The 19,296-nt window shown below is 40.3% G+C and carries 20 protein-coding genes; 13 read left to right on the top strand and 7 right to left on the bottom strand.

Annotation, left to right across the window (positions count from 1 at the left end):
* Positions 1-164 precede the first annotated feature (164 nt).
* From BLT41_RS12305 to BLT41_RS12290, 4 genes are all read left to right on the top strand, one after another.
* Positions 165-1,925 carry an ABC transporter ATP-binding protein gene (locus tag BLT41_RS12305; RefSeq protein ID WP_092161557.1) on the top strand — a complete coding sequence of 587 codons (1,761 nt, stop codon included), beginning with the start codon at positions 165-167 and terminating at the stop codon, positions 1,923-1,925.
* An 8-nt stretch (positions 1,926-1,933) separates the two neighbouring features.
* Positions 1,934-2,581: a lysophospholipid acyltransferase family protein gene (locus BLT41_RS12300; protein WP_092161556.1), complete on the top strand. Its 648-nt coding sequence runs from the start codon at positions 1,934-1,936 to the stop codon at positions 2,579-2,581.
* 151 nt (positions 2,582-2,732) lie between these two features.
* Entirely contained in the window at positions 2,733-3,380 is a 648-nt protein-coding gene (locus BLT41_RS12295; protein ID WP_092161555.1) for a lysophospholipid acyltransferase family protein, read from the top strand.
* Positions 3,381-3,637: 257 nt separating this feature from the next.
* On the top strand, positions 3,638-4,339 hold the full coding sequence (locus BLT41_RS12290) for an HD-GYP domain-containing protein (protein WP_092161554.1): 702 nt from the start codon (positions 3,638-3,640) through the stop codon (positions 4,337-4,339).
* A gap of 19 nt (positions 4,340-4,358) precedes the next feature.
* Here BLT41_RS12290 and BLT41_RS12285 read toward each other — a convergent pair whose 3' ends face one another.
* The 3 genes from BLT41_RS12285 to BLT41_RS12275 are packed head-to-tail and all read right to left on the bottom strand — an operon-like array spanning position 4,359 to position 6,931.
* Positions 4,359-5,246 carry an amino acid ABC transporter permease gene (locus BLT41_RS12285; RefSeq protein ID WP_092161553.1) on the bottom strand — a complete coding sequence of 296 codons (888 nt, stop codon included), beginning with the start codon at positions 5,244-5,246 and terminating at the stop codon, positions 4,359-4,361.
* Between the two features lie 10 nt (positions 5,247-5,256).
* Complete coding sequence (locus BLT41_RS12280) at positions 5,257-6,090, bottom strand: transporter substrate-binding domain-containing protein (RefSeq protein WP_092161552.1); 834 nt, start codon at positions 6,088-6,090, stop codon at positions 5,257-5,259.
* Positions 6,091-6,118: 28 nt separating this feature from the next.
* Complete coding sequence (locus BLT41_RS12275; protein ID WP_092161551.1) at positions 6,119-6,931, bottom strand: amino acid ABC transporter permease; 813 nt, start codon at positions 6,929-6,931, stop codon at positions 6,119-6,121.
* 223 nt (positions 6,932-7,154) lie between these two features.
* Between BLT41_RS12275 and BLT41_RS12270 the strand changes: the two genes are divergently transcribed.
* Positions 7,155-7,910, top strand: coding sequence for a hypothetical protein (locus BLT41_RS12270; RefSeq protein WP_092161550.1), 756 nt, complete (start codon positions 7,155-7,157; stop codon positions 7,908-7,910).
* 61 nt (positions 7,911-7,971) lie between these two features.
* Here the strand turns inward: BLT41_RS12270 and gap are convergent, their stop codons facing one another.
* From gap to surE, 3 genes are all read right to left on the bottom strand, one after another.
* Positions 7,972-8,958 carry a type I glyceraldehyde-3-phosphate dehydrogenase gene (gene gap, locus BLT41_RS12265; RefSeq protein ID WP_092161549.1) on the bottom strand — a complete coding sequence of 329 codons (987 nt, stop codon included), beginning with the start codon at positions 8,956-8,958 and terminating at the stop codon, positions 7,972-7,974.
* Between the two features lie 54 nt (positions 8,959-9,012).
* Positions 9,013-9,936: a class II fructose-1,6-bisphosphate aldolase gene (fba, locus tag BLT41_RS12260; protein WP_092161548.1), complete on the bottom strand. Its 924-nt coding sequence runs from the start codon at positions 9,934-9,936 to the stop codon at positions 9,013-9,015.
* Positions 9,937-10,137: 201 nt separating this feature from the next.
* Positions 10,138-10,893: a 5'/3'-nucleotidase SurE gene (surE, locus tag BLT41_RS12255; protein WP_092161547.1), complete on the bottom strand. Its 756-nt coding sequence runs from the start codon at positions 10,891-10,893 to the stop codon at positions 10,138-10,140.
* Positions 10,894-11,042: 149 nt separating this feature from the next.
* Here surE and BLT41_RS12250 point away from each other — a divergent pair, with 149 nt between their 5' ends.
* The 6 genes from BLT41_RS12250 to BLT41_RS12225 all read left to right on the top strand — a co-directional run bounded on the left by BLT41_RS12250 (position 11,043) and on the right by BLT41_RS12225 (position 16,793).
* Positions 11,043-12,077 carry a 3'-5' exoribonuclease YhaM family protein gene (locus BLT41_RS12250; protein ID WP_092161539.1) on the top strand — a complete coding sequence of 345 codons (1,035 nt, stop codon included), beginning with the start codon at positions 11,043-11,045 and terminating at the stop codon, positions 12,075-12,077.
* Positions 12,053-12,697 (top strand): dTMP kinase, encoded by a 645-nt coding sequence (tmk, locus tag BLT41_RS12245; protein WP_092161537.1) that lies wholly within the window; start codon positions 12,053-12,055, stop codon positions 12,695-12,697. The genes BLT41_RS12250 and tmk overlap by 25 nt, the downstream gene beginning before the upstream one ends.
* A gap of 527 nt (positions 12,698-13,224) precedes the next feature.
* Positions 13,225-14,172: a hydrogenase small subunit gene (locus tag BLT41_RS12240; protein WP_092161535.1), complete on the top strand. Its 948-nt coding sequence runs from the start codon at positions 13,225-13,227 to the stop codon at positions 14,170-14,172.
* 59 nt (positions 14,173-14,231) lie between these two features.
* Positions 14,232-15,941, top strand: a complete 1,710-nt coding sequence (locus tag BLT41_RS12235; RefSeq protein ID WP_092161533.1) for a nickel-dependent hydrogenase large subunit — start codon at positions 14,232-14,234, stop codon at positions 15,939-15,941.
* 73 nt (positions 15,942-16,014) lie between these two features.
* On the top strand, positions 16,015-16,503 hold the full coding sequence (locus tag BLT41_RS12230) for a HyaD/HybD family hydrogenase maturation endopeptidase (protein ID WP_092161531.1): 489 nt from the start codon (positions 16,015-16,017) through the stop codon (positions 16,501-16,503).
* A 32-nt stretch (positions 16,504-16,535) separates the two neighbouring features.
* The gene (locus BLT41_RS12225; protein WP_092161529.1) at positions 16,536-16,793 is read left to right on the top strand and encodes a HypC/HybG/HupF family hydrogenase formation chaperone; all 258 of its coding nucleotides are present in this window, start codon (positions 16,536-16,538) and stop codon (positions 16,791-16,793) included.
* Positions 16,794-16,911: 118 nt separating this feature from the next.
* Here the strand turns inward: BLT41_RS12225 and BLT41_RS12220 are convergent, their stop codons facing one another.
* The gene (locus tag BLT41_RS12220) at positions 16,912-17,517 is read right to left on the bottom strand and encodes a flavodoxin family protein (protein WP_092161527.1); all 606 of its coding nucleotides are present in this window, start codon (positions 17,515-17,517) and stop codon (positions 16,912-16,914) included.
* A gap of 117 nt (positions 17,518-17,634) precedes the next feature.
* Here BLT41_RS12220 and BLT41_RS12215 point away from each other — a divergent pair, with 117 nt between their 5' ends.
* Together BLT41_RS12215 and BLT41_RS12210 are read left to right on the top strand one after the other, a co-directional pair.
* The gene (locus BLT41_RS12215; protein ID WP_092161525.1) at positions 17,635-18,018 is read left to right on the top strand and encodes a winged helix-turn-helix transcriptional regulator; all 384 of its coding nucleotides are present in this window, start codon (positions 17,635-17,637) and stop codon (positions 18,016-18,018) included.
* Positions 18,019-18,099: 81 nt separating this feature from the next.
* Positions 18,100-19,206, top strand: coding sequence for a M20/M25/M40 family metallo-hydrolase (locus BLT41_RS12210; protein ID WP_092161523.1), 1,107 nt, complete (start codon positions 18,100-18,102; stop codon positions 19,204-19,206).
* The last annotated feature ends 90 nt before the right edge of the window (positions 19,207-19,296 follow it).

Raw genomic sequence — 19,296 nt, 5'->3', positions numbered from 1 at the left:
GTTCAATCACAGGGGGCGCAAGTGGTCAAATCGAATAATACTATCCATTAAGTCTTGATATATCGGTTATATCTATTACATGATAATCGGTGCTTGCGATTGATTCAAATGAGAAGTATGGAGAATATCGCATTCGGCTTTAAGCCCAAATAAAGGAGATTACTTTGCCCAAAGGCGATAAATATAATTACTTGAACAATAAACACCTTGTTAAAAGGTGTTTATCTTATTTTAAACAGTACAAATTCAGAATTTTCATAGCATTTATATCTATGGGATTTGTTGCAGCAGCTACAGCGGCTACGGCTTATCTTATTCAGCCGGCTATGGATGATATTTTTATTAATAAAGACCGCGAAGCTCTGTTTTTAATCCCTATCGCTTTTGTCGTAGTTATGCTCGTTAAGGGATTTTTTAGATTTTTCCAGTCCTATCTGATGAATACCACCGGATTACTTGTTCTGGAAAATCTTCGAAATGATCTTTTTCAAAAAATAGTATGTTTACCCATGAACTTTTTTGAAGAGAGTCAGGTGGGCATGCTTATGTCCAGAATACTTAATGATGTCATGGAAATAAGGCAAAGCTTACCGTCTTTTATTATGATGATTCGCGAAGTGATCACGATTATCGGTCTTATCGCATTGGTTTTTTATCGTGACGCTTATCTGGCCTTTTGGGCGGTGCTGGTTCTTCCTCTGGCTATTTTTCCTTTTTTCTACTTCGGCAGAAAACTGCGCAAGCTCGGCCGTAAAAATCAGGTGAAAATTTCAGATATCAATGCTCGTCTTCAGGAAGTTTTTAGCGGTGTTAAGGTTATTAAAATTTTTGCTAATGAAAAACTTGAATCTGAAAAATTTGATCTTGAAAATCATAGATTAGTTAAAATCGCGATTAATCAGGTTCTGCACAGTGAGCTTTCTTCTCGAATAATGGAAATTGTCGGAGCGCTCGGAATCGGTCTTGTTTTATGGTATGGAGGCGCGCAGGTTATTGATGGACGGTCAACTCCGGGTACTTTTTTCTCATTTATTGCGGCACTGATCATGCTTTATGAACCAATCAAAAAAATTAACAGTGCAAATTTAACAATTCAAAGAGCTTTTGCCGGCGCTGAAAGAGTTTTTGAAATATTAGATTCTCCTATTATTAATGTAGAGAAAGGAGGAACAAAGGAATTTGACCTTCCTTTTAAAGAACTTCATATAAAAGATCTTTCCTTCAGCTATACATCTTCCAACGAACCTGTCCTTAACAATATTAATTTAAAAGTTAAGGCCGGACAGAAAATTGCCATTGTGGGACCAAGCGGATCAGGAAAGACAACTCTTGTTAATCTTATTCCTCGTTTTTATGATCCTGAGAAGGGCAGTCTTAAAATTAATGGAAATCCGGTTCAGGATTATTCACTTAAATCATTGCGTTTGAATCTGGGTATGGTCTCTCAGGAAACTTTCCTTTTCAATGCTACTGTTCGTGAGAACATTGCCTATGTTCATCAGGATGCACCTTTTGAAGACGTTAAAAAGGCTGCCGAAACAGCATTCGCCCATGATTTCATTGAAGGACTGCCGGAAGGATATGATACAATTGTCGGCGAACGAGGAGTAAGGCTTTCAGGTGGTCAAAAGCAAAGACTCACGATTGCTCGCGCATTGCTTAAAAATCCTCCTTTGCTTATACTTGATGAAGCTACAAGCGCCCTTGATACAGAATCAGAGCGGGTAGTTCAGATGGCTCTTGAAAACTTGATGAAAGATAGAACCAGTATTGTAATTGCTCACAGGCTCTCTACCATCCTTACAGCTGATGTTATAGTTGTTATGGAAAAGGGTAATATTGTCGCAAAAGGCAGTCATAAAGAACTGCTCCAAAATTGTCCTTTATACATCAAACTATATAACATGCAGTTCCAGGATGCTTAGAAGGCTCAATGAAAATAAAAGTTAATCCGGCGCTTATTGCCGCTCCATTGGCATTTTGTTACAAGCTGATGGCAAAATCTCTTCGCTTTGAAGTTGAAGGTCTTGAAAATGTAACTAAAGCTTTAGACAGTAAAAAAACAATCATTATGGCTGTATGGCACAATGAGCTTCTAGCTTTGTCCGCATATGGCATTGTAAAAGATCTTCCTTATGTGACCATAGCCAGCGATAGTAATGATGGTCAGATTATTACCGATATTTTGGAACGCATAGGTTATGAGGTTGTACGCGGTTCTTCTTCAAAAGGCGGGCTAAAAGCATTGCTCGGCATGACTCGTGTAATGAAGAGAAAAGGGCGCGTAGGAATCATTACCATGGATGGTCCGAAAGGGCCCCGGCATAAGGTTAAGCCGGGGATTATGGCGATTGCTCAACGAACCGGTTCTCTTATTATTCCCATGAGAGGATATCTCAAAAACCCGATCGTTTTTGAAAAAGCATGGGATAAATTTGAACTTCCAAGACCATTTGACCGTTGCAAAATTTTTATGGGAACCCCGTTTCAGATTACCGATCAAAAACTCAGCTCTGAACAACTAAAACTGGAAGCTGATAAAATAGAAGATGAAATGAAAAACCTAGGTAGTGGATTTTAATCACAACCTTGATTTTGTCGTGAGCATACTTTATTTTTTTGTACGTATCGGTTACCGTGGTTCAAAGTAAATTATAGACTATTGCCGTGTTTTTTATCCGTTGAATATTAGGATTCATAACATTCAGTTTCAAGATACTTGAGTAGTTGCTATGAAGATAAAAGTTAAACCCTCTTTAGTTGCCGCGCCTATGGCGTTTTTTTATAAGGCTCTGACTAAAACTCTTCGCTTTGAAGTTGAAGGTCTTGAAAATCTCATTGAGATTATGGATCGCAAAGAGCCTGTCATGCTTGCTTTATGGCATAATGAGCTATTCGCATTGACATCCTATGGAATGACTAAGGGTTTTCCATACGTTACCATGGCTAGTGATAGTCGTGACGGTCAAATCATTACTGAGACTTTGGAACGCTTAGGGTTTAAAGTTGCAAGAGGTTCCTCAACACGTGGAGGGGTTAAAGCAATGCTCGGTATGACCCGCCTGATGAAAAGGGAAGGTTGTATAGGCATAATTACCGTCGATGGCCCTAAAGGTCCGCGTCATAAAGTTAAGCAGGGTATTTTAGCCATTGCGCAAAAAACAGACTCCCTTATTATTCCTATGCGCGGATATGTTGAAAATCCTATGGTTTTTAAAAAATCCTGGGATCATTTTGAGGTGGCAAAGCCTTTCAGCCGTTGCAAGGTATTCATGGATAAGCCTTTCAAGGTTACTGATCAAAAACTCAGTCCGGAAATACTGGAATCTGAAGCTTCCAAAATTGAGGCTGCAATGTACAATCTTGGAAACGGCTTTTAAACTGTCTGCCCGCCTGGTGAACTGAGTTTATCGATTAATTTTTCAAGTTCTTCTGCTGTTCTTGCCAGATAAGACTCTACGATTTCTCCCATACCTGACCGCAGTGTCATTATTGTTACAAATTGGAAATTTATGGTGTGAAATTTAATAATCATAAGCTTTAATTATGTCCAACATGTGGTTGACAATGAAAATCAACTTCACTAATAAATGTGCAGGCGATAATAAAAAAAATTACTATTTGAGCGTGAGGAGCTATGAAAGATATTATTGATATTGTTGGAGCACATGTTGAGTTACAAAAAAAAGAACAGGATATAGTTCACCTGACTGTTCATCAATTTGCTGAATCCCTTGGAAATGCAATTGATGCTAAAGATGCTTGTACAAGTTCACATTCAGAAGATGTAGCTGTAATCTCGCAGGCAATCGGAGTGCAAATGGGACTTACTTCAGATAGATGCAAGGCTTTGCACATTGCCGGACATCTTCATGATATAGGTAAAATTGGAATTCCTGATTCAATTTTAAAGAAAAAGGGATCTTTGACTGATGAAGAATATGAAGTGGTAAAGCTGCATCCAGTAACAGGCGCGGAAATTGTCGGTCCGGTTACTGTCTTTTCTGGAGATAACGGCATCGCAAAGATGATCTTACATCATCATGAAAGATTTGACGGTAAAGGATATCCTGCTGGATTAAAGGGGAATGATATTCCGTTTGGGTCGCGAATAATAGCGGTTGCAGATACATTGTCTGCTATGATGCAGGACCGCCCTTATAGAAAAGCAATCGCTTTTGAACATGTTTTGGGAGAAATTAAATGGTGCTCCGGGACACAGCTGGATCCGACTGTTGTTAAAGCTTTTATGAAGATTTCCGATAAGGTTGGAAAATATTTGTCTGATATGCGAACTTTGAATGAAGATGATTTAATTGCACATATTAAAACTGTATAACTCATTTAAAAGATAATATTTAAAGACTTTTGTGGCGATTCATCTTTTTTTCTAAAGCTCTTACTGCAATTGAGCACGGAAATGTCAGCAAAAAATATAGAACTATTACTACGGACCAAATTTCAAAAGTACGGTATGTGGCAGACATAAGTTCCTGTCCTGCAAAGGTTAATTCTTGTATCGAAATAACTGAAACTATTGAGGAATCTTTTATTGTAGAAATAAATTGTCCCGCAAGAGTCGGCAAAGATTGTGAAAATGCTTGCGGCAGGATTATATAAATGAGTTGTTTGCGGCGGTTGAATCCTAGAGCCTTAGACGCTTCCCACTGTTCGACGTCAATTGATTCAATTCCTGCACGTACAATTTCAGTGATGTATGCCCCTTCAAACAGGGACATGGTGAGTACTCCCGAAAGAAAGGCGGGGAGTTGTTCAATGGGACCGAATAAAAAAGTTAGAAACGGAAAATCTTTATCATCAAGAGAGTACGAAAGCTCTGTTATTCCCGTAAGGCTCATTAGTTGATCGCCTAGAAAATAATAAAAGATGAAGATTAACACCAATGGCGGAATATTGCGAATAAGTCCGACGTAAGAGCTTGAAATCATGCGATAGAGTGGACGCGGGCTTACTCTGAAAATGCCCATTACCGTACCGATAATCAGTGCAAAAATAATTGACCATACGGAAAGGCGCAGCGTCACCAAAAGTCCCTGCGTGAGTTGTCCAGCTTTCCACGTTTCTGTAACCTGATCATATCTTATGATATAATTGGGTATTACAGACCAGTTCCAATGGTAATTAAGCTGCGTAACAACATGATAGGAAAGAGTGGATAACACCCCTATGACAACTGCAAGAAGCAGTATATCAAGGGATGTTATCCTTTTTTGCGTATTATTCATTCTTAGTAAGTTACTCTACGAGGGATTCCCATTTGGCTGTTTTAAACCAGTAATTAAAACGCAATTCGAGCCAGCCTTCTGAGTTGGTAACTTTAATCCAATTATTGAGATAATTGAGAAAATCAGGGTCACTTTTCCTAATGGCAAAACCGATAGGTTCTTTCGTGAAGTCACCTTTAAGCGGCAGGTAAAGTTTACCGGGATATTTTTGAACTAGATTGGCAGGAAGCGGGTTGGATGCGATCAGGCACGCCACTCTACCGTTGAGAAGTTCCTGAATTGACGCAGCTTCATCACTGAATTTGAGAAGGGTAGCTTTTGGCAGAAAGTTTTGAGCAGCTTTTTCCGCCGTTGTCCCTAGACGAACAGAAACCTTTGTAGCCGGGTTATTGAAATCCGCAAGTGATTTTTTACCAGAAGCCGCGGATTTACTGGCAATAATGGACATTCCGGTGAATTCGTAGGGATCAGAAAAGTTAACTTTTAAGTTTCGTTTTGGAGTAATTCCCATTCCGCCGATAATTATATCAAATTTACCTGTGAGAAGGGCGGGAATAATACCGTCCCATTTTGTGGGAATAAACCTGATTTTTACGCCCATATCTTCTGCAAGGCGTTTGGCCACATCAATTTCAAAGCCAATAAAATCGCCGTTTTTATCTTTCATTGCCCACGGTTTGAATGTTGAAAATCCTACGCGCAGAGTTTGATTTTTTTGAATGGTTTCAAGTGTGCTTTCCTGTGCCAGATTTTGTCTGACATTCCCGGCCCATACCGCAGTTGAAACCCCTATGATCAGGATTACGGCTGCAAGCCCTGTGTTAATGGTTCTCCACAAAGTCATTAGAATTCCTCCATTTTAAGAATGATACTTACCATGCACTTTTGAAGCTTTGAGCAAGCCTGTCCAGCGTCCACGAAAGTAAAAGCGTTACAACAAGATATGCTGCCGCGACTGTAAACCAAATTTCAAAAGTTAGAAATGTTTCTGATATTATTGATTGTCCCTGCATTGTCAGGTCATAAATTGCGACAGTGCTGACAAGGGCTGAATCTTTGACAAGAGCTATGGCCTGTCCGGCAAGCGGAGGAGCTATTCGAGGAATTGCTTGAGGAAGAATCACATTCATATAGGCAAATTTTGTATCTCCTCCTAAGCTGAATGCAGCTTCCCATTGACCTTTATCAATTGAAGTAATTCCAGACCTGAAGATTTCTGACGCGTAGGCTCCTTCAAAGAGACTCAAGGCGATAACTGCGGACCAGAATCCGCTGATATTCAGTATCGGAGAAACGACAAAGTATATAAAAAAAAGCTGAATAAGCAGTGGAGTATTACGAACAATTTCGAGATACAGGCGGGCAATGCTGTTCCCCACAAAAGAGTCGGAAAGACGTAAAATAGCAGTTCCAAGTCCTATAATAAAAGTAAGAACAAATCCCAGTCCCGTAATTTTTAAAGTGACCATAAGTCCTTTTAACAAAGGGCCGGGGACAAATTCGTGATTTGAATATGTAAAGATAAAACCGGGAATTCTGAACCACTGCCAATTGTAACCCAGTTTTTCAGTTCCTTGATATAAAAAAAAGCTGCCTACAGCTAATAATAGAATAAAAAGAAAGAGATCCAAAAAAAATAGTCTTCTTTTTGGGGCACATTGAGTAGTGGAGTTGTTTTTGAACATATTTTTTATGATTACTATTAATTACAGTACAAATCTAGAGTTGATTTTTTTATAACTAATAAATAACGACAGTCTTAGGCAGCCACTGACGCTATTTATAGTGATTAAGAGTTGAATTTATCTATTTTACATTGAAAAGATGTAGCTTGGTTATTCTTTTTCAATAATTAATTATATTAATTTAAATCTTTAAATTAATAATACTACAGAATCAGAGGGCTTTGTGAATAATAAAAAAATAACCTTTATTCAACAATGTTTGAATAAAGATAACGCGAATTTAATTATTGATGGTATTGCAGGTCAGGCAACCATTTCCGCCATAAAAGCTGTTTTAGCTGTCGCAGAAGATTGGACAGAAAAAAGATGTTTAGTGGGATATATCCAATTTATTGCGACTCGCAGTGGGGTTGAATGTGGTCCGCTTGATGGCTATTGGGGAATTAAAACATCTTCTGCGTACGATTTACTTCTTTCTAAAAATGATAATGAAGAAAATTTTAAAATTCCAACTTGGCCCAATTCTTCGACGGAAGAGTTATTTCGTTATTATGGGCAGGTTGGAGAGAATCAAACCCGTATAACTCTACCATATCCTCATAAATTAGCGTGGAACACGGATAAGATTGTGAATTCATATTTATGCCATGAGAAAGTTCATGACAGTCTCAAAAGAGTGCTGACTCGTACATTGCTGCACTATGGAAATGAAAAAATTGACCAATTGAATCTAAATCTTTGGGGCGGCTGCTTAAATGTCCGGACAATGAGAGGCGGAGCTAAACCATCTACTCACAGTTGGGGAATTGCAGTTGACTATGACCCCGGTCATAACCAGCTTAAATGGGGCCGCGATAAGGCTTTATTTGCAAAGCCTGAATATGATGCCTGGTGGCGTTTCTGGGAAGAAGACGGTTGGACAAGTCTGGGACGCACAAAAAATAGAGACTGGATGCATATACAAGCGGCTAATTTGTAATAAATCCCCTCCAACTAAATAGTCGGAGGGGATTTTAATATCAAGTGATTAGCTTTAGAAGCTAGATCATATCAGAAACTTTTTTCATCAAACGGACAAGCTGATTGGAGAAACTGGCTTCATTATCATACCAGATGATGAGTTTCAGCAATTTACCGTCCATTACTGAAGTCAAAGGACCATCAACAACTCCACCGTGGGTGTCACCGAGATAGTCGGTGGAAACCAGAGGCATTTCTGTATAGCCCATATTTTCAGTGGCGGCTTTTTTAAGAACTGCGTTAACTTCTTCTGCTGTGGTCTCTTTTGCAAGGTCGCAGGTAAGATCAACAAGTGACACATTAGGAGTTGGAACGCGAACGGACATGCCGTCCAGCTTTCCTTTAAGTTCAGGAATAACCAGCGTTACAGCTTTTGCTGCGCCCGTGGTTGTCGGAACCATATTGACAGCGCATGCTCTTGCTCTACGGATATCAGAATGAGAACCATCCAGAACTCTCTGGCTCATTGTGTATGCGTGGATTGTAGTCATGAGACCACGTTCAATTCCGAAAGCATCATTTATTACTTTCGCAACCGGAGCAAGACAGTTGGTAGTACAGGAAGCTGCGGACACGATTTTATGCTCAGGCTTTAAGTCGCCGTCGTTAACGCCCATAACAACTGTTATGTCAGAATCGATTCCGGGAGCACTGATAACAACCCTTTTAGCACCGCAGGCCATAGCTTTTTCACAGCTTTCGCGATCGCGGAATTTACCTGTAGATTCAACAACGAGATCACATCCGAGTTCTCCCCAAATCCACTCACCGGGAGCACAGCGGGTCACTTTGATCTGTTTGCCGTTGATAGTAAATCCATCTTCATTTGCTACAACTTCAGCATTAAATTTTCCGTGTACGGAATCATGCTTTAGAAGAAGAGCAAGGTCTTCGTTAGAAGCGCGCGCATTTACTGCTACAAGGTCAAAATCTTTGCTATCGTGAATAAGTCTCGTGAGGTAGCGACCGATTCTTCCAAATCCATTAATACCAACTTTTACAGCCATCATTTACTCCTTCTAAAATATAAGCCGCCTTAATAAAGGCGGCTATAGTATAGTTTATGCTTTTCCAGAGCATCCCAGAACATTTGTGATTTTATGGCGAACCATTTCTTTCACTGCTTTGCGGGCTTCGCCGAGATATCCTCTGGGGTCAAATTCTGCGGGATTTTCAGCCAAAAATTTGCGAATGACCGCAGTCATCGCAAGACGGATATCCGTATCAATATTAATCTTACAAACTGCTTTGGAAGCTGCTTTGCGAAGGAGATCTTCAGGAACTCCTTTTGCTCCGCCTATATCGCCACCAAATTCGTTTGCCATTTTTACGAATTCAGGCACAACGCTTGATGCGCCATGCAATACTATTGGAAAACCAGGGATTAATGAAGCAATTTTATCAAGACGATCAAAGTCAAGTTTTGCTTCCCCGGTAAATTTATATGCGCCGTGGCTTGTACCTATAGCGATAGCAAGAGAATCGCAACCTGTGCGTTCTACGAATTCAACAGCTTCATCAGGGTCGGTATAAATATGTTCATCAGAGGAAACATCTTCTTCAACTCCGGCAAGTCTGCCGAGTTCAGCTTCTACCCATACGCCTTTATCATGTGCATATGTTACGACTTTTTTAGTCATGGCAATGTTTTCTTCAAACGGAAGATGTGAACCATCAATCATTACAGATGAAAATCCACCGTCAATTACTTCTTTACACATTTCGAAGTTAGGGCCGTGGTCAAGGTGGAGAACAACAGGCAGATCAGTTTTTTCAAGAGCGGCTTCCATCAACTTAATGATGTATCTCTGGCCTGCATATTTGCGGGCGCCTGCGGAAACCTGAAGAATAACAGGGGCGTTTTCTTCGCTACCCGCCTCCATAATACCCTGAATGATTTCCATGTTGTTTACATTAAATGCTCCAATGGCGTAACCACCGGCATAGGCTCCTTCGAACATCTCTTTAGGTGAAACGAGTGGCATAAACTCCTCCTTGGTAGAATGAATGAAGTAAAATCTTTGCAAAAATGGTAACGCTGAACTGAAACAGCAACTGCTATAATCTTAAAAATACAGAGTACAGAGCTTATGAATCAGAGAAATTTACCGCTTTTTGGTTCCAAATATTAAATATGTACACTAGGTAGAAACTAAATGTCTATAAACAGTTTAAAAGCATATCGATTATATGTCGAATGATTGTTCAAGAGTTACAATGGCTTCTCTGTCAGTAAAATCGAAATGAAGCGGGGTCATTGTGATATGACCTTTTGTAAGTAAATCCCGATCAGTACCGGGGCTTATATTTTCTTTCGGCATAATTCCGGCCAGCCAGTAATAAGGATGACCGCGCGGATCTTTCCGGACATCATACCAATCCTGCCAAGATACTCTGGTGTGTCTGCAAAATTGAATTTTACGTGTGTCAGCCATTGTCAAAGCCGGAAAATTAAGGTTCAAAACTGTTTTTTCAGCCAGTTTGGACCATGGAATTTTATTCAACATTTCAACACAACAGTCTGCCTGTTCAGTAAGATCTGTGGGATTAAAGCTGTCATAAGAAACAGCCAAAGCCGATATTCCCATGAGAGCTCCTTCCGTAGCGGCTGAAACTGTTCCGGAATAGAGTATATCAACACCGGTGTTGGCTCCGTTATTGATGCCGGATATGACAATATCCGGTTTTACATCAAGCAGGGTAGTCAAACCAAGTTTAACACAGTCAACGGGAGTCCCGTAGACACCAAACCCTGAAAAACCTTCCTCTTCAAACATTTTAACGCGAAGAGGGGAAGAAAGAGATACGGCATGTCCTACAGCAGATTGCTCTGTAACAGGTGCAACGACCTGAACATTCAGACCTGCGTTCTTCATGCTGCGGTATAAGGCTCTTAAGCCGACGGCTTGAATTCCGTCATCGTTTGTCAAAAGTATGTTCATAATATTTTTCAATTGAAAAAAAAATTGGACAGTCTTCTAATGGTTTGTCTATGAATACAAGTTAGAAGCAGTTTACATTATGCCAACAGCTACAGTAAAAAACAAACGCCTTGTGGCGAGGTATCAAAGCAACTCGGGAATAGCAAGAAGTGTCGCAAAAAACTACATATATTAAAGATCTTATTAATGGCTTAAGAATCAGAGATGTTTTTCTGGTTTCTGATGCTCAGATTAGGGAATCCAAGAATGGACCTTTCTGGAATCTAAAGTTGCAGGATAATTCCGGTTCAGTAGAAGCTAAGATCTGGAGTCCGCTAAGTCAGGCATTTGCAGGCCTTGAAGCGGGGATGTTTGTTGTTGCCGGAGGTATGGTCGGTTCATATAGAGATCAACCGCAACTTACAATTGAACAGCTTGAAATACTTGATCCTGATCAATCTGAGCTTGAAATATCGGACTTTTTACCTTCAAGCCCGCAAAAGCCTGAAGAAATGATGCAGGAATTAGATTACATGGTGGCAGAACATATGGTTCATCCACCGTGGAAAAGATTTTGCCGTAAGGTTTTAAAAAATGAAGAAATTCATAAACGACTACTTAGCGCAACAGGAGCAAAGACTGTCCATCATGCTTATGTCGGCGGTCTTTTAGAGCATACTCTTGCTGTTGCTAAACTTTGTATGTCCATCTGCAATAATTACCCGCAAGTTGACAGACAGGTTGTGCTTGCCGCAGCAATTTTTCATGATTTAGGCAAGGCTTGGGAACTCTCCGGCGGCTTGAAAAATGACTACACCGATGAAGGTCGTCTTCTTGGGCATATACATATCGGGGTTGAAGTTTTAGAACCTTTTCTCCAAAGATCTAAAGACTTGGACGAGAAGTTAAAGCTTCACTTTAAGCATTTAATTTTGTCTCATCACGGCGAATATGAGTACGGTGCGCCGAAACGTCCCAAAACTCCTGAAGCGTTCATTTTACATTTTGCCGATAATCTTGACGCTAAAATGAATACGATTTTTGCTGAACTTGATAAGTTGGAAGGAGTAGAAAGCAACTGGACCCCATATCAGCGTTTTCTTGATAGATATCTATATAGATCGGAAAAATCACCATGTGATAACAACACCCAATCTGACATTAAAAAATCGGAGGCTCAATGTTCATTACCTTTGAAGGCATAGAAGGAACGGGAAAGACAACGCAGATAAAGCGTTTGGTAAAATTTCTAGAAGAGTCCGGACATGGAGTAGATGTAACACTGGAGCCGGGCGGTAGCAGAATAGGTAAAGAGTTACGTAAGATTCTTCTTAATATGGATAGTACCGATATTACAGGACAGTGTGAGTTTTTTCTTTACCTTGCAGACAGAGCCCAGCATGTCAGCCAGGTGATTCGTCCAGCCATTGAAGCTGACCGGATTGTTATTTCTGATCGTTTTGCTGACTCTACTATAGTGTATCAAGGATATGGACGAGGTCTCGACCCAAAACTGTTACGTGAACTTAATGAAGTAGCTGTTTCAGGATGCTGGCCGGATTTAACAATACTACTTGATATTGAACCGGAATTAGGTCTTAAACGAGCTACAACCAGAAATTTAGATGAAAATAAAATTCAGGAAGAAGGTCGTTTTGAAGCTGAATCAATTGAATTTCATTCCAGAGTCAGAGAAGGGTATTTGACATGGGCAGCACTTAATAATGAAAGAATTTTTGTGATTAATGCTGATCAGACGCCAGATGAAATATTTTCTCAAATTAAAGACAAAGTTTTAGAAGTTATCGAAAAAGGTAAAAAATAATTATAAATTTAGTAATTTAATTATCCAATATATTTATTTTATTGAAGATTACAGTAGCCCTGCTCCTTGCTTAAGGAGCAGGGCTACTGTTTTTTTATCTAGTGACACGAATATGCCATGTGTAATATCTTTTTGCATGTTATTCTAAATATCAAGTGTTTTATTTTAGAGATAATAATTATCACAAACGTAATCCTTAATGCATAACAAATACAAATTAGTATTATATGGTGCTGTTTTTGTCTATAAAAGACGCATTAAGTCATCTAAATCCATAATTTTGCATTTATGGTTGACGCAGTCATAGTTAAATGGTTTATTTCTAATTGAAATATTCAATAGCTAAGCAGTTGCTTGGACTAGAGAACTGATTTTTGCATACGCATTACATCAAGTTGCAACTGTAAACTGATCACGGGGTTTGTATTCACGTTTTTAGGAATTGGATATGTTTCTAATTCCACCTTAAAAACTGTGTCGTCAGGGGGTAACTCTCACTGATTTTTAACTAGAGGATGGAGGTTTTTATGAAATTCTCTGTGGGACTCGGAAAGGATGGAGCGGAAAAACGCCTGGAGCAGAATGGTGTATCCCGCCGTGACTTTATGAAGTTCTGCGCAACAACTGCCGCTGTTATGGGTATGGGACCGGCTTTTGCTCCTACTATAGCTGAAGCTCTTACTCAAAAAAGGCGTCCTTCTGTTGTTTATCTGCACATGGCCGAATGTACCGGCTGTTCAGAAGCAGTTCTTCGTACGGTTTCTCCTTACATTGATTCTTTGATTCTCGACACGATTTCTCTTGATTATCATGAAACGATTATGGCTGCCGCCGGACATGCTGCTGAAGAAGCACTGCATGAAGCAATCAACGCACCAGAAGGATTTATCTGTGTAATAGAAGGGGGAGTTCCTACTATTGAAGATGGTGCGTGGGGTAAGGTTGCCGGTAAATCAATGCTTGAAATTTGTCAGGAAATAGTTCCTAAAGCAATGGCTACCATCTGTATCGGCACATGTGCCTGTTACGGCGGGGTTCAGGCCGCAGCACCTAATCCATCACAGGCAAAGGGCGTCAGTGAAGCTCTTGGCGGAATTACTACTGTAAATCTTCCAGGCTGCCCGACAAACCCGTATAATTTCGTAGGAACAGTTGTTCATTACCTGACCAAAGGTATTCCTGAACTTGATAAAGATGGACGCCCCGTCATTTTTTATGGCGAATCAGTTCACGACAACTGTCCTAGACTCAAACATTTTGAAGCTGATGAATTTGCACCATCCTTTAGTTCCGAAGAAGCTAGAAAAGGCTACTGTCTTTACGAGCTGGGCTGTAAAGGACCGGACACCTACAATAACTGCCCGAAAGTCAAGTTTAATCAGACTAACTGGCCTGTTGAAGCTGGACATCCATGCATCGGCTGTAGTGAGCCAAACTTCTGGGATGAGATGAGTCCGTTCTACGAACCGAGTTAATATCATCTTTCTATATGGAAGTTTGTTGAAGTTACATTCTATTTTCTGGAGGATTGTATATGTCTGGTTGCAAGTCAAAGTCGGGGCCTGCTGTAATGGCCACCCCCTTCGATAAGAACTACACTGGTCCCGTTACGGTTGACCCGCTTACTCGAATCGAAGGACATTTGAAAATCGAAGTTGAAGTTGAAAATGGTAAAGTCAGCAACGTTTGGAGTAGTGCTCAGCTCTTCCGCGGACTTGAAATTATTCTCAAAGGCCGTGATCCAAGAGATGCTCAGCATTTCACACAGCGTTCATGCGGTGTTTGTACTTATGTACATGCTCTCGCTTCCACCCGCGCTGTAGAAAATGCTATAGGCGTAGATAAAATTCTACCCGAAAATGCTAAAATTATCCGTAACTTAGTTATGGGTTCTCAGTATCTGCATGATCATATTGTTCATTTCTATCATCTCCATGCCCTTGATTGGGTTGACGTAGTCAGCGGCCTTCAGGCCGACCCTGTTAAGGCTGCAAAGCTCGCTAACAGCATGTCATCACGTGTGACCAAACCTGAAGATCTCAAAGCTGTTCAAGTAAAATTGAAAGCTTTTGTTGATTCCGGACAGCTTGGCATTTTCACCAATGCATACTTCCTCGGTGGTCATGATGCCTACTATCTGAAACCCGAAGAAAACCTCATCGCAACAGCTCATTACCTCGAAGGTTTGCATCTTCAGGTTAAAGCAGCTCGCGCAATGGCTGTTTTCGGTGCAAAGAACCCGCATCCGCAGTTTACCATCGTAGGTGGTGTAACTTGTTACGAGTCTTTATCAAAAGAACGTATTCAAGAGTTTAAAGATCTTTACAATGAAACTAAAAAATTCGTTGATGAATGCTACATTCCTGACCTGTTAATGGTAGCTTCCTACTATAAAGACTGGGCTGGAATCGGCGGAACCAGTAACTTCCTGAGCTTCGGTGAATTCCCGTCTGTTGAAAATGATATCGACAGCCGTTTCATTCCTCAGGGTGTAATCATGAATCGTGACCTTAAAAACGTTATGAATTTTGATCCTGCATCAATCAAAGAAGATATTAAACACAGCTGGTATAAGGGAGAGTCTTCACTCCATCCTTATGAAGGCGAAACTGATCCTCAGTATACTTCTTACGAAGACAGAGACCGCTACTCATGGATGAAAGCTCCTCGCTATAAAGGCGAATCCATGGAAGTTGGTCCTCTTGCTCACGTTCTCACAGCATACGCTAGAGGACATAAAGACTTCGTACCTGTTGTTAACAGCGTTCTCAGTCATCTTGGAGTCGGAGCAGATGCTCTGTTCTCCACTCTTGGACGTACTGCAGCTCGCGGTATTGAAACCACTGTTGTGGCTAACACCATGTCAGAATGGGTTAATAACCTCGAAGACAACATCAGTTCCGGCAACACAGACATCGCAGTTGAGTGGGATATGCCCGATGAAGCTGAAGGTGTCGGATTCGTCGGTGCACCTCGTGGTGCTCTTTCTCATTGGATTAAGATTAAAGACAAAAAAATCGAGAACTTCCAGCTTGTTGTTCCTTCAACATGGAACCTCGGACCCCGTTGTAATCAGAACAAAATGTCTGCGGTTGAAGAAGCCCTTGTTGGGACTCCGATTGCTGATCCTAAACGTCCGGTTGAAATCCTCCGTACTGTTCATTCATACGATCCTTGCATTGCTTGTGGTGTGCATGTTATCGATGCAAGAACGAATGAGGTTCATAAGTTCAAAGTAATGTAAGGCCCTGAGTTTCCGACTACTTAACGGGAATCCGGCTTTTCCGGGTTCCCGTTTTCTATTTAAAAGGATTAAGATGTCTGAAAGTAAAAAAATTTTAGTTCTAGGAGTTGGAAACATTCTTTTCACCGATGAAGGTATCGGTGTGAAGGTTGTAACCGATCTGCAAAAAGAATTTTCTTTTTCTCCCAACGTCACTCTTATGGATGGTGGAACTCTGGGAACCGTTCTTATGGGGCCTATAATGGAATGTGATATGCTTATAGTGGTAGATGCTGTGCTCGGAGACGGTGAGCCCGGGTCTGTTTATCGCTTGACAGGAGAGGATTTGCGTAGGAGTCTGGCATTTAAAGATTCCATGCATCAGACTGACTTACTTGATACATTAGTTTTATGTGATCTATGCGACAGCCGTCCTGATTGTGTTGTTGTAGGTGTTGAGCCTTTTGATTACGAGACTATGTGCGAGCATGTTTCTGATACTGTTAAAGCACAATTTCCTATTATGAAAGAAAGAGTGCTTGAAGAAGTTATCGCTGCCGGCGGTTCCTATAAAACAGCATAAGTCTGCACCAACCGTAAATAAGGGGTTTTTTCATGTGTTTAGCTATTCCTGTTGAAATTGAGTCCATTAACGACAAGGTTGCCCGTTGTCGCGTGGGTGAAGGTGAAACATATCTTGATGCTTCATTGATGCTTATGGCTGATGAAGTTAAGGTAGGGGATTATCTGATAGTTCATGCTGGATTTGCGTTAAGAAAACTGGAAACATCTGAAGCAGAAGAAACTCTTAAAATATTAAGAGAAATGCTTAGTCTGGCTGACGGAACAAAGCCAGAAGCTTGCGGTTTTTAAGTATAAAACTTTTTTGATTGATTTTATTCAAGATTCTTTCTGAAAGATAAAGCCCGTAATCTTATTTCTAAGATTACGGGCTTTATAATAACTGAAACAGTAATTTATTTTTTAAACTTTAGTCACGCGGAGCAGGATAAGAATCAAGGTGTGGCTTTATAGCTTTGCCAAGCCAGTTAATCGCCATTCCAAGATGATTCATATTGCGTAAACCTTCCGCATCATTTAGCACATCACCTTTTTCTCTGCCATAGCCCATGTTCCAGTAAACCGACCCGGGAACAATCATCTGACTCATGAGAAACATATGGTTAATAGTGTCATAAACATGAGTTGCTCCGCCGCGACGAACAGCAACAACAGCTGCTCCGATTTTACCACGTAGAATCTGATCATTTGCAATGGATACAATCCCAGCGCGATCTAACACTCCTTTAAGCTCAGCCGAAACATCTGTGAAATATGTAGGTGATCCGAAAATCAGGGCATCAGCTCTCATAATCTTTTCAAAGATCTCATTGAAATTATCTGTTTTTATCACGCATTTATTGTCTTTATTTTCCATGCATTTATAACATGCCATACATCCATGCATAGGTTTCCCGCCCACACGAACAAGTTCAGTTTCCCAACCTGCTTCTGTTAATGGTTCCAGAGCGGTGTTCAGTAATATTTCAGTGTTTCCTCCTTTACGAGGACTACCGTTGATAGCTAAAGCGTACATTTGATTTCTCCTTATTGATTTTCAAAGATTAAAAACAATACCTCATTCTTATTTTTTTACAAGTACCAACTTTTTTGTTATGTACTTACACAAAAGATAGTATAAAGAGGTTTTATTATGACGTGCAGTATGAAAGATCTTAACGGCAAAGAGTATAAATGCTTTTTTGAGCTTACTTTACTTGTTATTGGTGGCAAATGGAAACCTATAATTTTATACTTCTTGTTTCGAGAGAAAGTTTTGCGCTTCGGAGAACTTAGAAAAAGAATTCCGGAAGTAACTGAACGAATGCTGACAAAACAACTCCGTGAACTTGAATCCGATGGTCTGGTTCATCGCGAAGTGTATAAGGTCGTCCCGCCTAAAGTTGAATATACGCTAACTCCCATAGGAGAACGTTTGATTCCGGTCTTAGAAAGTATGCGGGAATGGGGAGTGGAGTATGAAGAGTTTCTGTATGATGGAGAAGTGTTAAAAGGCGAAGGATATGAAAAAAAATAAGCCGTTATTTCTCTTGTTCATTTTAAAAGATTAATGATAATTTTGCATATCATAAATATTTAGACTCAAAGTTGGTACAATATGATTAATAGAGATAGAATTTTAAATTTATTTTTAGATTTGGTTAAAATTGATAGTCCTTCCCTCAAAGAAAAAGATGTTGCAGATTATCTCTGCTCTTTGATGCAGGATAAAGGATATGACATCATAAAGGATAATGCCGGAAAGGCTTGCGGCGGAAATACCGGGAATATCTTTGTTCGAATTCCTGCAACGGGTGACGGAGAATCGATTGCCTTTTCTGCTCATATGGATTGTGTAAATCCGTGTTGCGGAGTTGTTCCTGTTGTTAAAGACGACGTTGTGTACAGCTCGGGTGACACTGTTTTAGGCGGCGACGATAAAGCAGGGCTGGCGGTAATGATTGAGGCATTAAAACATCTTGAAGAAGAGTCCATTCCTCACCCAGAAATTTATTTAATGTTTTCTATTTGTGAAGAGTCCGGCATGCACGGCGCAAAAAACATGGACGCCACTTTATTGCCTGCTAAAAATGTTATTGTGCTCGATTCAGGCGGAGCGGTTGGTACCATTGTTATTAAAGCTCCCGCTAAGGCTGGAATTAAGATTGTTTTTAAAGGTAAATCAGCTCATGCGGGCATCACTCCTGAATCAGGAATAAGTGCTATCCAGATTGCAGCTGAGGCTGTCACTCATATGAATCTGCTTCGCATCGACAAAGAAACTACAGCCAACCTCGGAAGTATTGAAGGCGGCGGATCGACAAATATTGTAACTGAGCAGGTTACGCTTTCTGCTGAAGCCCGTTCCACAAACGAAGAATCCTTACAGAGTCAACTTGATCATATGAAAAAATGTTGTGTGGATGCAGCTGACAAATTTGGTGGAGCTTGCGACTTTGACTATGAAATTTCATATCCGGCTCTTCATGTAGACGAAAGCAGCATGCTTTTGGCTAAAGTGGAACAAAGCTGTAAGAATATAAGTCTTGCTTCCAGTCGCGTTTCAACTGGAGGCGGCAGTGATTCCAATATTCTTTATGGAAAAGGGTATGGAGTTTTGACGCTCGGAATTGGTATGAGCAAGGTGCACACTGTCGAGGAATTTATTAAAATTAAATCCATGACCGATTGCGCGGAATTGGTTGCAGAAATTATGAAGAGCTAGTTAAAGCCAGTTACTTTTTTTTATTTTAAACAGATAAAGCCCTCCGTTTATAAAACAGAGGGCTTTATCTGTGAATAAATATTTTAATAA

Source organism: Maridesulfovibrio ferrireducens, from assembly GCF_900101105.1.
GTDB lineage: Bacteria > Desulfobacterota > Desulfovibrionia > Desulfovibrionales > Desulfovibrionaceae > Maridesulfovibrio > Maridesulfovibrio ferrireducens.
Note: the sequence above shows the minus strand (reverse complement) of the source record. Positions and strands in the feature narration are given on the sequence as shown.

Bases quoted from the DNA above. Each gene is read 5' to 3' on its own strand.
- BLT41_RS12300 (WP_092161556.1), top strand. From the start codon at position 1,934: ATGAAAATAAAAGTTAATCCGGCGCTTATTGCCGCTCCATTGGCATTT.
- BLT41_RS12280 (WP_092161552.1), bottom strand. From the start codon at position 6,090: ATGACTTTGTGGAGAACCATTAACACAGGGCTTGCAGCCGTAATCCTG.
- BLT41_RS12275 (WP_092161551.1), bottom strand. From the start codon at position 6,931: ATGTTCAAAAACAACTCCACTACTCAATGTGCCCCAAAAAGAAGACTA.
- BLT41_RS12210 (WP_092161523.1), top strand. From the start codon at position 18,100: ATGATTAATAGAGATAGAATTTTAAATTTATTTTTAGATTTGGTTAAA.
- fba (WP_092161548.1), bottom strand. From the start codon at position 9,936: ATGCCACTCGTTTCACCTAAAGAGATGTTCGAAGGAGCCTATGCCGGT.
- BLT41_RS12215 (WP_092161525.1), top strand. From the start codon at position 17,635: ATGACGTGCAGTATGAAAGATCTTAACGGCAAAGAGTATAAATGCTTT.
- BLT41_RS12240 (WP_092161535.1), top strand. From the start codon at position 13,225: ATGAAATTCTCTGTGGGACTCGGAAAGGATGGAGCGGAAAAACGCCTG.
- BLT41_RS12285 (WP_092161553.1), bottom strand. From the start codon at position 5,246: ATGAATAATACGCAAAAAAGGATAACATCCCTTGATATACTGCTTCTT.
- BLT41_RS12235 (WP_092161533.1), top strand. From the start codon at position 14,232: ATGTCTGGTTGCAAGTCAAAGTCGGGGCCTGCTGTAATGGCCACCCCC.
- BLT41_RS12220 (WP_092161527.1), bottom strand. From the start codon at position 17,517: ATGTACGCTTTAGCTATCAACGGTAGTCCTCGTAAAGGAGGAAACACT.
- surE (WP_092161547.1), bottom strand. From the start codon at position 10,893: ATGAACATACTTTTGACAAACGATGACGGAATTCAAGCCGTCGGCTTA.
- gap (WP_092161549.1), bottom strand. From the start codon at position 8,958: ATGGCTGTAAAAGTTGGTATTAATGGATTTGGAAGAATCGGTCGCTAC.
- tmk (WP_092161537.1), top strand. From the start codon at position 12,053: ATGTTCATTACCTTTGAAGGCATAGAAGGAACGGGAAAGACAACGCAG.
- BLT41_RS12225 (WP_092161529.1), top strand. From the start codon at position 16,536: ATGTGTTTAGCTATTCCTGTTGAAATTGAGTCCATTAACGACAAGGTT.
- BLT41_RS12230 (WP_092161531.1), top strand. From the start codon at position 16,015: ATGTCTGAAAGTAAAAAAATTTTAGTTCTAGGAGTTGGAAACATTCTT.
- BLT41_RS12290 (WP_092161554.1), top strand. From the start codon at position 3,638: ATGAAAGATATTATTGATATTGTTGGAGCACATGTTGAGTTACAAAAA.
- BLT41_RS12295 (WP_092161555.1), top strand. From the start codon at position 2,733: ATGAAGATAAAAGTTAAACCCTCTTTAGTTGCCGCGCCTATGGCGTTT.